This window comes from Arthrobacter sp. AIWTK1 (assembly GCF_056680535.1).
In genome coordinates this window covers 3774807-3787649 of record NZ_CM155287.1, presented here as the reverse complement: position 1 = coordinate 3787649, position 12843 = coordinate 3774807, and the positions used below count along the sequence as shown (strand labels likewise).

Here is a 12843-nt window from a genome sequence, read left to right as displayed (position 1 = left end):
CCGACTGTTGCCTGGAATCCGGGGTTTCAGGCTCTTATTACTTCCGGGCGACAGTTACTTTCTGAGCGACTGGGCGATCTGGGCCATCACGGTGTTGTCAGCCAAGGTGGTGGCGTCACCCACTTCGCGGCCTTCGGCGACGTCCTTGAGGAGGCGGCGCATGATCTTGCCGGAACGGGTCTTGGGCAGTTCAGGCACCACCAGGATGGTCTTCGGCTTGGCGATCGGGCCGATCTCCTTGCTCACGTGGTTGCGGAGTTCCTGGACGATTGCATCCCCGGAGTCCACGGCGTCCTCGCGGAGGATCACGAAGGCGACGACGGCCTGGCCGGTGGTTTCGTCGGCTGCGCCCACCACGGCGGCTTCCGCCACGGCGGGGTGGCTGACCAGGGCCGATTCGATCTCCGCGGTGGAAAGGCGGTGGCCGGAGATGTTCATGACGTCGTCCACGCGTCCCAGGAGCCAGACGTCGCCGTCGTCGTCCTTCTTGGCGCCGTCGCCCGCGAAGTACATGGTCTCGAACCGGGACCAGTAGGTTTCCTTGAAGCGTTCCGGGTCCCCCCAGATGCCGCGGAGCATGGCCGGCCAGGGTTCGCGGATGACCAGGAAGCCGCCGCGGCCGTTCGGCACGGATTCGCCGGCTTCGTCGACCACGTCCACTGCGATGCCGGGAAGCGGGACCTGGGCAGAGCCGGGCTTGGTGGCGGTGACTCCCGGCAGCGGGGCGATCATCTGGGCGCCGGTTTCGGTCTGCCACCAGGTGTCCACGATCGGGGCCGGGTTCTCCTTCTTTTCGCCGTTCTTTCCGGCGTTGGCGCCGATGACGTTCCGGTACCACATCCAGGCCTCGGGGTTGATGGGTTCGCCCACCGAGCCCAGGACCCGGATGGAGGAGAGGTCGAACTTGGCCGGGATTTCCTTGCCCCACTTCATGAAGGTCCGGATCGCGGTGGGAGCGGTGTAGAGAATCGACACCTTGTACTTCTCGATGATTTCCCACCAGCGGCCCTGGTGCGGGGAGTCCGGGGTGCCTTCGTACATGACCTGGGTGGCGCCGTTGATCAGCGGGGCGTAGGCGACGTAGGAGTGGCCGGTGATCCAGCCGACGTCGGCCGTGCACCAGTACACGTCCGTTTCCGGATGCAGGTCGAAGACGGCCTTGTGGGTGTACGCGCCCTGGGCAAGGTAGCCGCCGGTGGTGTGCAGGATGCCCTTGGGCTTGCCCGTGGTGCCGGAGGTGTACAGGATGAACAGCGGGTGCTCGGAGTCATGGCCCACTGCAGTGTGCTCCGGCGAGGCCGCACCGACGGTGTCGGCCCACCAGTGGTCCCGGCCCTCGTGCCAGTCCACGTCCTGGCCGTTGCGCTTGACGACGACGACATTCTCGACGGTGTGGCCGCTGCCGTCCCCTTCGTGGGACAGGGCGTCGTCCACCGCGTGCTTAAGTGAGCTGGGCTTGCCGCGGCGGTAGGTGCCGTCCGCGGTGACCACGAGCTTGGCTTCGGCGTCGTCGATCCGGGAGCGCAGGGCCTCGGCGGAGAAGCCGCCGAATACCACCGAGTGGATGGCGCCGATCCGTGCGCAGGCCAGCAGCGTGATGACCGCCTCGGGGATCATGGGCAGGTACACGGCCACGCGGTCGCCCTTGGCCACGCCGAGGGATTCGAACGCGTTCGCGGCCTTCTTCACTTCTTCGGTGAGCTGCGCGTAGGTGTACGTGCGGGTGTCGCCGGGCTCGCCCTCAAAGTAGATGGCCACCCGGTCGCCGTTGCCGGCCTCGACGTGCCGATCCAGGGCGTTGTATGCGGCGTTGATCTCGCCGCCGACGAACCACTTTGCGAAGGGTGGGTTGGACCAGTCCAGCGTCTGGGTGAAGTCCTTGCTCCACGTCAGCAGTTCGCGGGCCTGCTTTGCCCAGAACGCGGGACGGTCGGCGTCGGCCTCTGCATAGTCAGCGGCCGTGACCACCGCGTTCGCGGCGAATTCCGCTGACGGGGCGAACTTCCGGTCCTCCTGGGACAGGTTTTCGAAGGCGTCGCCGTTCCCGCCCCGGGCGCCGTTGGCTGCGGCTCCGTTGGCTGAGGAGCCGTTCGCTGACGCGCCTCCGGCTGCCCCGGAGACGGCTTCGGCTCCGGAAATGGACGGGTTGGCCGGCACGTCGGTGTGTGCAGCGGTGGCCGTGGAGCTGGGTGTGTCCTGGGACATGGTGAACCTCATCATTCATCGATCTTTGCTGCGCGGGACGGACCGTCATCAGGCCACGGCCGGGCCGCGTGCGCGGCATCGGGCAGCGGCCGATCACGGCTGTACCGCAAAGAGCTGTTCCGAAATACACACTAATACCTGCCCCGCGGCCTGCGTGTGCCCCGTCACATAGTGAACCGTGAACGGCATTTATTAAGCGCCGAGTGGTTCCGGCACGGCGAGTACTGCGGCCTGGGGCACGGCCGATGGAAACCGCGCGGACCTGTCCCGGAAGGTTGTGTACACCCCGCAAACAGGCGGGTGTGCTAGGCAAATTCTGCGGGTATTCCGCGAGTATTTCGCGTTGCCTGCCTCCGGCCCGTCAGCTAGTGATCAGGCAATCACTTGGCTAGGCTGAGATGGAGTTGTGACATCCGATGGAGGCGACAGGACCGCTTGCGGTCCGGTTTCTGCCTGCCGTTAGGAGGCGCCGTCCAGGGCGCCGCCATGCTAAGGAGAACAGAATGAACCAGCAAAGCCATGGACAGCACAAAGCCGTCCATCAGCATCCCGGTCAGGCGGCCGGCCCGGCGAATTCCGGCACGCCGGCAAGCGCCGACGGGTCCAAGCCCTCGGGAAGCAGGCTGACGGCACAGAAGAACGAAACGGTCCTTGGCCCGTTCACCGTGCGGGACGTCACCGTCTTCGCATCGACGCTTCTTCTGTTTGTCGCGTCGCTGATCCCGATGTTCGCCTCCCGGTACAACCTGTGGAACCTGGGCAACCTTTTCTTCCTCGGCCTGGGGATCATCCTGCCCCTGATTGTGACCGCCCTCTTCGTGGCCCGCCGCTTGAGCCCCGAATCCAGGGTGCGGGTCGGGTCCCTGTCCATCGACCAGTTTGCCTCCGTGGTGGCCTCATTTGCGCTGGGCTTCTTCTTCCTGTCGGCCGCCCAGGAATTCATCCCGGTCATGCTGGTGGGACTGATCGGATCCGTGGGGCTTTTCGCGGCCACCGTGCTGGCACGGTTCATCCCCTTCTTCGCCGGCGACTTCCTGGACCGTGCCGAGGTTCCGGCGCATGTTGTGGCCCGTGAGTCCGCGGTGCCGTTCCGCAAGCCCAGCGCCCCGAAGGAGTCCAAACCGGCGAAGGACCCGGGCTCCAGCGCGCTGGCCGGTTGGTCGAAGCGGCTGACGGCCGGTGCTGCGGCTGGCGGCGCGGGTGGCACCGGCGCTGCGCCTGGCACCGGCGCTGCGGCCGGTGGCGCGGATGCTGCCGGAAGCCCGGTGCCAAGCGGCGACCGCCCTTACGCCGGGGCTTCGGCCGCTGACGCAGCGCGTGCCGCAACCCCGCAGGGAACAGCCCGGCAGGAGCCGACGCAGCATGACGCTGTCAGGCAGGGTGACGCTGTGCCCGCAGCTGCCGCTGGCGCCGCCGCGTCCTCGGGCCATGCGGTCGGCAACAACGCTGCCGTCGCCACGGGGGCGGCGGCGGTAGGTGCTGCGGCTGCCAGCCGCGTCACCGACACGTCGCCCAGAACGCAGGCAGCCGACGTCGTTCCTTCCGCTGCAGTGCGGACGCAGGCCGCCGCCGCCGCTCCTTCCGCACCGGAGGCCACGCAGGCAGGGGCAGTTCCCGCCTCCGGCCGGGTGTCCGAGGCCGTGGCTCCTTCCGCAGCGGCCGCGGGTGCCGTGGCGTCAACCTCGGCTCCCGCTGAGACGATGCTGAACCCCCAGGTGAAGTCGCAAGAGCCCATCGGTGCCACCGTCGACCCCTACAGCCGGCCTGAGGAACACGAGGATCAGCCGGTCCACGAGGCGTTCTGGTTCGCTGTTGCCCAGCCGCGCACTGCCGTCGACGAGCGGACGGGCATGCCCGCTTTCGTGATCGAACCCGGCGGGTGGGTTCTTGCGCTGGAGGACCGGGGTCACGAATTCCTGGTCCAGCACACTGATGGCCGGGTGGGCGTGCTGCGCGACCTCAGTAACATCGAGCGCGGCTAGCCGGCCGCCGGTGGCCACTTTTTCCGGCACTCCGAAGCCGGGCAGCATCATGCCGCGGTCGTCCGGGGAATCACTGCTGGCGCTCAAGCGGCGCGCACGCAGGATCAACCGGGCGCTCGCGGAGCTGTACCCTTACGCGCATGCCGAGCTGGACTTCCGCAGCCCCTTTGAGCTCCTGGTGGCCACTGTGCTCTCGGCCCAGACCACCGATGTGGTGGTCAACCAGATCACGCCGATGCTGTTCGCCCGCTATCCGGATGCCCGAAGCATGGCTGAAGCCGACCCCGCCGAGCTCGAAGTGATCCTCAAGCCCACAGGGTTCTTCCGGGCAAAGGCGAGGAACGTCATGGCTCTGTGCAACCGGCTGGTGGACGAGTACGACGGTGAAGTGCCGCCCCGGCTACAGGACCTGGTAACGCTGCCCGGCGTGGGCCGGAAAACCGCCAACGTGGTGCTGGGCAACGCATTCGGCATCCCCGGAATCACCGTGGACACGCACTTCGGCCGGCTTGCCCGGCGCTTCGGCTGGACCGAATCGGACGATCCCGTCCGTGTTGAAGCCGACGTGGCAGAGCTGTTCGAACCGCGGGACTGGACCATGCTCTCGCACCGGGTGGTGTTTCATGGACGCCGCGTGTGCCATGCGCGGAAGCCCGCCTGCGGCGCGTGCGCGGTGGCTACATGGTGCCCCAGCTACGGGGCAGGGGAGACGGATCCGGAGAAGGCCCGCAAGCTGCTCAAATACGAGCTCGCACCCGGGCAGGAAGTGCTTCTGGCGCAGCTGCTGGCGGAAACACACCGGGCTGCGGAAATCCGGATGGAATCACAAAAGCGGGGGAAATGACCGCCCGCCAGGACCTCGCGGACCTCATTGCCGCCATCGAAGCCGGGAGCGGCCCGGCGCGCAATCCCTACTGGCGCGATCTCACCGTGGACAACGCCGTTGCCCGCAAGGCCGCCGTACTGATGCTGTTTGGTGCCCTCGATAACGTCCCGGCTGCTTCAGGAAAGCCGTTGGCCCCGGCTGACCTCGATGTCCTGCTGCTGGAACGCGCCCACACCTTGGACGATCACCCCGGCCAGGTGGCGTTTCCAGGCGGCGGGATCGATCCGGGCGAGACGCCCATTGAAGCAGCCCTTCGCGAAGCCGAAGAGGAAACCGGGCTGGACTCGGCTGGTGTGGAAGTACTGGGTGCCATGCCGCAGCTGGCCCTGCCCCGCGGGAATTTCCTGGTGACGCCCGTCCTGGCCTGGTGGCACTCGCCTTCGCCCGTCCGGGTGGTGGACTACGGCGAATCGGCCCAGGTTTTCCGGGTCCCCGTCCGGGACCTTCTGGATCCCGACAACCGGGTGATGGCCACGGTCAGCCGGGCCGGCCAGTCGTTCCTGAGCCCCGCCTTTGTGGTGAACAGGGTGGTGGTCTGGGGGTTCACCGGGATGATCCTGAACGAACTTTTCGATCACCTGGGCTGGTCCGTCCCCTGGGACCGGACGAGGTTGCACCAGATCGATGTGTGAGCGCCCGGTGACGGGCGCCGGGGTCAAGGGCTATCCGGAGGCCAGTTCCCTCCGGCCCCGGTTCACGACAAGCCCCGTGGCCGCGCTCTCACGGACGGCGTTGATGCCTGCGACGACTCCCTTGAGTGTTTTGAACCGTGGCGAAACCGCCACTACCGTGCCGTCGTCGGCCTTGAGCCGGAAGTAGAAAGCTTCTTCTTCGGCGTTGATAATTTCGAATGTTCCAGCCACTTTGTGCTGCCTCCCCAAGTCTCCATGCGTCATTGCATCGGCCGGTTCTGTATCGGGTGCTGCACTGCCACTGCTGCGAACCGGCTAATTGAGCCTAACCGGGAGGTGAGACGGTTCACAAAGCTACCCGCAGGTAGGTTACAGAGCGCGACTTACAGGACCTACTTCGCCCTGTCGTAGGAGTCCACCACTGCCACGCTCACCGGGAATTCCACCGGAATCCGGCCGAACAGCAGTTCCTTGGCGGCCGCGGCGGCCTCCTCGATCGCCCGGATGCAGGCATCCACCGAGTCTTCAGGGCAGTGGACCATCACTTCGTCATGGAGGAAGAACACCAGCTCGCCGCCGGGTCCGCCGGCCGACCGCATGGCGCGGAGCCGCCGTCGTAATTCCGCCAGCCAGCAGGCAGCCCAGTCTGCCGCCGACCCCTGGACCACGAAGTTGCGCGTGAACCGCCCGCGGGAGCGGGCAACCGCGTCCGCCCTCCGCTGTTCCTCAGCGGTGGTGGATTTCTGGCTCTGCAGCCAGCGGTCCGACGGCGGCGGGCTGCTGCGGCCCAGCCTGGAGGTGACCGTTCCACCCCCTTCACCCTCCCGGGCGGCCTGTTCCACGAAGCCGACGGCGCGGGGGTACGTGCGGGTCAGCTGCGGCATGAGGCGCCCGGATTCGCCGGTGGTGGCCCCGTAGATGGCACCGAGCAGGGCCACCTTTGCTTTGGCCCGGTCACCGCCGAATCCCTGTGCTGCGATGCCGGCGTAGAGGTCCTTGTCCCGGGCTGCTTCGGCCATTTTGGAGTCCTGGGCCAGGGCAACCAGGACCCGCGGCTCGAGTTGCGAGGCGTCAGCCACGATGAGTTTGTGGCCGGGATCGGCGTGCACGGCGCCGCGGATCTGGCGCGGAATCTGCAGTGCACCGCCGCCGCGCGACGCCCATCGCCCGGAGACGACACCTCCCACCACATACTCGGGCCGGAAGCGGCCATGGTTCACCCAGGCGTCCAGCCAGGCCCAGCCGTTGGCCGCATGCAGCCGTGCCAGCTTCTTGTAGGCGAGGAGCGGTTCGATGGCCGGATGGCTGGACTCCTTCAGCTCCCATTGCCGGGTGGTCTTCACCTCGATGCCGTTCCGGTGCAGGGCGCGCATGAGTTCCTGCGGCGAATCCGGGTTGAGGCTTGGCGAGTTCAGGAGCCTGCGGAGCTCGGAGTTCAGCGCCTCGAGCTTCGCGGGCCGGTGGCCCAGGGGCGGGCGCGGTCCCAGGTAGTCCGCCAGGATCTGTTCGTGCAGTTCTTCCCGCCACGGCACACCGGTGTGCTGCATTTCCGCGGCGATCATGGCGCCGGCGGATTCAGCGGCGAGGAGCAGCTGGAGGCGCTGCCTGCGGTTCGCGTCCGTGCTCGCCTGGCCCAGTGCCTCCTGCTGGGCGGCGTACTCGGTGCGCAGCTCCTCCAGCGAATGTTTTGGTGCCCGGCTGAGTCCTGAGTCCTCGAAGAGCGCCCCCTGGTGTGCCGGCTGGGGCGGCGGCTGCAGGCTGCGGGGCGGCTGCTGCGAGTCGTCATCCTGGGTGAGTTTGTCCGCGTTCCGGGCGTAGGCAGTGTGGGCGGTGAACTCGGAATGGGCCAGGATGGCGCCGCAGAGCGTGAGGTCGTAGCAGCGTTCCAGCTCAACCCCCGCCGCCAGCAGCGCAGGGTACCAGTCCTGCGTCCGGTGCCAGATCCAGCGCGGGCGCCGCTTTTCGAGTTCACGTACGACGCCGGCCAGCTCGCCGGCGCTGACGAGGCGCGGTTTGGGGTTTGCCGGGTTAGCGGAGCCGTCTGCGACGAGTTCCTGGAGGGCTGCGCCGTCGGCGTGGGCGGACAGCAGCAGGTACATAGTCCTAATTCTGCCCTGTGGAGTGACATGCCTGCGCCCCCGACGGGCTCTTGGGCCCGTGAGCCTGTGTGGCCGGGCGCAGGTGCGGGGCCGGCGCCAGATGCGCGGCCGGCGCCAGGGCGGCTGGCGCCCTGGCTTCAGCGGGCCCGTGCGGACAGCTTCCGTCCGGGTCGGGGCCTTGGCAGGTCCGGTGGGGCACTGCCCCTCCACAGGCTCACGGGGCAGGAGGTTGTCCACATGGCTCGCCGGGGATCTGTCGGACGGGCCGGCGGGTCGGCACAGTGGCAGGATGAGCAGGCAGCATCTTCAGGAACCCATGCCGGAACCGACGCCGGAAGTCACGCGGGATCTCGGCGGCCAGGCCCCCGTGAGGTCCTCCGGCGGAGGTGCCCGTCCGCCGTCCGGACCGGCTTCAGGGCCTCCGGATCCGGCCAGGGCGGCACGCCGTGCCGCGCGGGCTGCACCGCCGGGAGGTGCGGGCGCCGCGCGCGGAAGCCAGCCCCGGGAACGGAACGGGACTGACACGGAGGCGGGAGAACAGCAGACACGGGCGCGGCGGATGCGCGGGCGGCAGGCGCCCGGGCGGCAACCTGCTGCGGGCAGGCGGCCAGCCCGGGCCCGGACGGCAGACCGTGCCGGTACCGCCGCGAAGGCTACGCCGGCGGCGCGGGCTCCCGGCGCATGGCTTCCGGCCGAGTCGGCGGAAACGCTTCTGGTAACGGGCTTCGATTTCCTGCGCGGCGAGGTTGAACGGATCGTGGCCGCAGCCGGCGGCCAGCTTCGCGTCGCAGCCGATGCCACGGAAGCCGCCCCGTTCTGGGACACCGCAGCCGTAGTACTCGTGGGCAGCGATATCCGAGAGTTGCCGCCCCGCCGCCGGGCACCCGCCGTGCTCGTTGGCCTGGGCGGTGAGGGCGACAGCCTCTGGCACCTTGCCGCCGCCCTGGGTGCTGAACGCGTCGCGGTTCTCCCGGATGCGGCCGCGTGGCTGGCCGAATACCTCAGCCGTTCCCGGTCACCGGAAGCCGGCGGGCTCGTCCTGGGCGTGACAGGCGGGTGCGGGGGAGCCGGTGCCACCACCGCTGCGATCTGGATCGCCCAGGCTGCCGCGGAGTGGGGAGCGCGCGTCCTGTTGATCGACGGCGATCCCTGGGGCGGCGGCCTGGAACTCGCCCTGGCCGCCGAGGAATCACCCGGCCTTCGGTGGACAGACCTATCCGAGGCGAGCGGGAGCATCGATCCCGAGCAACTGTCCGACGCCCTGCCCGTGGCGGGCGGGTTCTCCTTCCTGTCCTGGCCAGGCAGCCGTGAACGTCAGAAAGGTGTGGAGGCGGCCACCGTGGGCGGTGTCCTCGATGCCGCCCGGCGGGGCTACGAACTGGTCCTCGTGGATATCGGCCGCGGAACGGAGCCGCTGCGGACGTTCGCCTGGGACTGCGACCGCATCCTGGTGGTGGCCCCCGCGCAGCTGAAGGCCGCCGTTTCTTCCGCCAGGCTGCTGCAGGAACTTCCGCCGGTGGACACGGCGCTGGTGATCAGGGGCAAAGCGGGGGCTGTCCTGGACGGGCCACTGATCGCGGAATCCGTGGGGCTGCCCCTGCAGGGACTTGTCCCGGAAGTAAAGGGCACGGCCAACGCCACGGAGCTCGGCCGCCTGTTGGAAACGGGACGCCGGCGCACCGTGCGCCGGTTCGCCGCGTCGGTTTTGGACCTCCTGGGTGGTGAGTTCCCGTGAGCACGCCTTCGCAACCGCCCGGGATGTCCCGGTTTCCGGGTCCCGCCGGAGGCCTAAGGCGGCGGCACAACAGTGCCTTGGACGCCGGGCTCCTCGAATCGGTCCGGGAATCGGTGATGGCAGATTCCGGTCCCGTGACTCCGTCCCGCGTGGCCGCGGCGGTCCAAGCCACGGGCAGACTCTTGGGCACCGCAGGGTCGCTGGCCGCCGTCGAACGGATCAGCGCCGAGCTCAACGGGTTGGGACCCCTGCAGGTGCTGACCAGGGATCCATCAGTGACGGACATCTTCGTCAACGCCCCGGACTCCGTCTGGCTGGACCGCGGAAACGGCCTGGAGCAGGCGGCGGTGTCATTCTCCTCTGAAAACGAAGTCCGTTCGTTGGCGGCCCGTCTCGTGGCGGCAGGCGGGCGGCGCCTTGACGATGGCTCCCCCTGCGTGGACGTCAGGCTCGAAGCCGGATACCGGATCCACGCGGTCCTGCCGCCTATCTCGACTGCCGGGACGCTTCTGAGCGTCCGGATCCGCCGTCACGAGGTGTTCACGCTGGACGAGCTCCGCGCCGGCGGCATGTTTGGCTCCTTGATCCAGGACGTGCTGGAACGCGTGGTTTCCCGGCGCCTGAGCTTCCTGATCAGTGGTGCCACCGGGTCGGGGAAGACCACCCTCCTCTCAACGCTGCTGGGTCTGAGCCAGCCCGGCGAACGGCTCGTCCTGATCGAGGACGCTTCGGAACTGAACCCTGTCCACCCGCACGTGGTGTCGCTTGAATCGAGGCATGGAAACCTCGAAGGCGGCGGTGCGGTGGACCTTGCCGAACTCGTCCGCCAGGCCCTCCGGATGAGGCCGGACCGTCTGGTGGTTGGGGAATGCCGCGGAGCCGAAGTCCGGGAACTGCTGACGGCCATGAACACCGGACACACCGGGGGCGGCGGAACCATCCACGCCAACACAGCCGCAGCCGTTCCTGCCCGGCTTACGGCGCTGGGGGCCCTCGCCGGAATGGGCCAGGACGCCATGCGTCTGCAGGTTGCCAGCGCCTTGGACGTCGTGGTGCATGTTGAGCGGTCCCGCGGGGTCCGCCACGTGGCATGCATCGGCGTGGTTGAGGACGGCCACCTCGGACTGGAGGTCTCGGTCGCCGTGGCTGCGCACGAGGGTACGGTCAGCCTGGGGCCCTCGTGGCCAAAGCTGGCCCGACGGCTGGGCATTGACGAATCCGGCGCTGCGGAGCACGGTGCGGGACCGAGGGGACCAGCGTCCGGGGGAGGCGCATGATGGTCCTGTTCGTTACAGCGCTGGCACTTGCTGCGTGGCTCGTTGCCCGGCCGCCCGGCGGCCGCTCAGGAAGGATCCGCAAAGCACTGAAAACCGGGCATCCCGAGTCGTGGGACAGGGGAGGTGCCCGAGGTTCGGGCAGCGGCACCGGCAAGGGCGGCCGGCGCGGCGCGTCAGGGGCCCGGCGCGCCATCTGGCCCGGAAAGTCGCGCCAGCCAGAGCATTGCGTGCCTATGACGGTGGTGGTCCAGCAATTGGCCGCACTGCTCAAAGGAGGCCGAACACCGTCAAAGCTGTGGGATGAACTCTGGATGGTCTACGCCACGGACGGCCGATCAGGCGACGGACCCGCTGACGGATCGTCGCTCACCCCTGCGTCGTTGTCGATGCTGTCGGTGGCCCGGGCTGCCGCCATGCGAGGTTCTCCCGCAGCGGACGCCATCCGGGCGGCGTCCTCCGCCGCCTTCCGGGGAAGCAAAAGCCGCGAACGTCGAATCTGGGGCGATCTCGCGGCCTGTTTCGACATTGCGGAGGCGAGCGGCTGCCCGCTGGCGGACGTCCTGAGCCGCCTGGCAGCGCAGCTGGAAGTGGAGGACGACGCCGAAGCCGCCCGCCAGACCGCCCTGGCTGGGCCGAAGGCCACCGTCACCCTCCTGACCTGGCTTCCGCTGCTGGGTCTGGGGCTCGGAGCCGCCCTCGGCGTGGATCCGCTGTCCATCCTGCTTGGCACGCCGTTTGGGATGGCTGCGCTCGCCGCCGGCGTAGCGCTGACCGTGGCCGGCCGGATCTGGTCCGCCAGGCTGGTCCGCTCTGCCATCGGAACACCATGACGGCGGAATGGCTGCCGTCGGTGGTCATGGCACTTGTGCTGGCCGCTGCCGCCGCACTGGCCTTGACGGGACGCGGCAGCGCGCACAGGAGGCTTCTTCGGCGAAGTCGTATGCGGGTGGACAACGGAAGGAACGGCGACGACGCGCCAGCGGCTCGGCCGGATCTTCGGGCGGGGGACGGCCTGAGCGACACCGCCATGATGCTTGAACTGATCGGGGCCATGCTGGACGCCGGTTCGGGGATCGGTCGAGCCTTGGAACTCGTCGCGGATTCAGCCTCCCCGGAGTATCACGAATCGCTCCGGCCCGTGGTGGCCGCCCTGGCCATCGGGGCCGACTGGGAAACAGCGTGGCGCAGTTCCGAGTCCCGGACTCCGGAGCTGCTGGTCCTGAGGCAGGCCCTCGGCTTTGCCGCCCTGACTGGGGCGCCGTCGTCTGCCATTCTCTACGCCCAGGCAGCAAGGCTGCGACGGGAACGCTTCCGGGCAGCGGAAAAGCGTGCGGCCGCCCTCGGCGTCAGGCTGGTTGTCCCGCTCGGGCTCTGCTCCCTGCCCGCTTTCGTCTGCCTTGGCGTGGTGCCCGTGCTACTGGCGATGCTTCCGTCCGGAAGCTGACGGAGGGGTCCCGCGTGGGGACGAGTGTTCCTCCACAGCCGCGACTTTCCGGGCTTTTCCACTTAGCCGAACCTCGCACTTAATTCCTTCCGGCCGGGCCGGGAGAGTCGAACCAGCCGGCAAGTCAGCCGGAAACCAATGAAAGGAACTGCCATGTCAATCACCTCCAACCACCGTCAGTATGCCCAGTCCGGGGCCGCCGCGCAGACCGGCCACGAGGACGCGGAAGTCCTGGAAATCTTTCCCGGCGCCCGGGACGCGGCGCCCGTCTCCGGCCGGACGCGCGGACGGCTCATGGGATCCGAGGTGGGAATGGCTACCGCGGAATACGCCATCGCCACCTTGGCGGCCGTGGGTTTCGCCGGGATCCTGGTGTTCATCCTTCGCAGTGACGAAGTCCGGGGTTTCCTGCTGAACCTCATCCGGACGGCGCTGGCGTTGCCATGACGCCGGCGGTGCGCCGGCAGCGGATGCCGGCGATGAAGAAGCCCGGCGTTCGGGGACATAGCTGGTCCGGGTCCAGCGGTTTGCGGTTGCCGGGCGCGGGATTGCGAGGTCCGGGGCCCGGCGGTTCGGGGAAGGA

At 68.6% G+C, this 12843-nt stretch carries 11 protein-coding genes; 8 read left to right on the top strand and 3 right to left on the bottom strand.

Annotated elements, in window-relative coordinates; all coding sequences use genetic code 11:
* Positions 1–54 precede the first annotated feature (54 nt).
* Positions 55–2220 (bottom strand): acetate--CoA ligase, encoded by a 2166-nt coding sequence (gene acs / locus AC1MDG_RS17380; RefSeq protein WP_235347428.1) that lies wholly within the window; start codon positions 2218–2220, stop codon positions 55–57.
* A gap of 488 nt (positions 2221–2708) precedes the next feature.
* Between acs and AC1MDG_RS17375 the strand changes: the two genes are divergently transcribed.
* From AC1MDG_RS17375 to AC1MDG_RS17365, 3 genes are read left to right on the top strand one after another with little or no spacing between them, the layout of a single operon-like run.
* The gene (locus AC1MDG_RS17375) at positions 2709–4187 is read left to right on the top strand and encodes a hypothetical protein (RefSeq protein ID WP_479805509.1); all 1479 of its coding nucleotides are present in this window, start codon (positions 2709–2711) and stop codon (positions 4185–4187) included.
* 49 nt (positions 4188–4236) lie between these two features.
* Positions 4237–5031: an endonuclease III gene (gene nth, locus AC1MDG_RS17370; protein ID WP_479809132.1), complete on the top strand. Its 795-nt coding sequence runs from the start codon at positions 4237–4239 to the stop codon at positions 5029–5031.
* The gene (locus AC1MDG_RS17365) at positions 5028–5705 is read left to right on the top strand and encodes an NUDIX hydrolase (RefSeq protein ID WP_043483779.1); all 678 of its coding nucleotides are present in this window, start codon (positions 5028–5030) and stop codon (positions 5703–5705) included. The genes nth and AC1MDG_RS17365 overlap by 4 nt, the downstream gene beginning before the upstream one ends.
* Positions 5706–5735: 30 nt before the next feature.
* Here the strand turns inward: AC1MDG_RS17365 and AC1MDG_RS17360 are convergent, their stop codons facing one another.
* On the bottom strand, positions 5736–5936 hold the full coding sequence (locus AC1MDG_RS17360) for a YegP family protein (protein WP_052500603.1): 201 nt from the start codon (positions 5934–5936) through the stop codon (positions 5736–5738).
* Positions 5937–6097: 161 nt separating this feature from the next.
* Entirely contained in the window at positions 6098–7804 is a 1707-nt protein-coding gene (locus AC1MDG_RS17355; RefSeq protein WP_479805508.1) for a bifunctional 3'-5' exonuclease/DNA polymerase, read from the bottom strand.
* Between the two features lie 289 nt (positions 7805–8093).
* Here AC1MDG_RS17355 and ssd point away from each other — a divergent pair, with 289 nt between their 5' ends.
* The 5 genes from ssd (at position 8094) to AC1MDG_RS17330 (ending at position 12707) form a co-directional block, all read left to right on the top strand.
* Positions 8094–9539: a septum site-determining protein Ssd gene (ssd, locus tag AC1MDG_RS17350; protein ID WP_479805507.1), complete on the top strand. Its 1446-nt coding sequence runs from the start codon at positions 8094–8096 to the stop codon at positions 9537–9539.
* Between the two features lie 23 nt (positions 9540–9562).
* Positions 9563–10816, top strand: a complete 1254-nt coding sequence (locus AC1MDG_RS17345) for a TadA family conjugal transfer-associated ATPase (protein WP_479809131.1) — start codon at positions 9563–9565, stop codon at positions 10814–10816.
* The gene (locus tag AC1MDG_RS17340; RefSeq protein ID WP_479805505.1) at positions 10813–11646 is read left to right on the top strand and encodes a hypothetical protein; all 834 of its coding nucleotides are present in this window, start codon (positions 10813–10815) and stop codon (positions 11644–11646) included. The genes AC1MDG_RS17345 and AC1MDG_RS17340 overlap by 4 nt, the downstream gene beginning before the upstream one ends.
* A complete protein-coding gene (locus tag AC1MDG_RS17335; protein WP_479805503.1) occupies positions 11643–12260 on the top strand; it encodes a type II secretion system F family protein in 618 nt (205 codons plus the stop codon). The genes AC1MDG_RS17340 and AC1MDG_RS17335 overlap by 4 nt, the downstream gene beginning before the upstream one ends.
* 153 nt (positions 12261–12413) lie before the next feature.
* On the top strand, positions 12414–12707 hold the full coding sequence (locus AC1MDG_RS17330) for a DUF4244 domain-containing protein (protein ID WP_043483765.1): 294 nt from the start codon (positions 12414–12416) through the stop codon (positions 12705–12707).
* Positions 12708–12843: the final 136 nt, after the last annotated feature.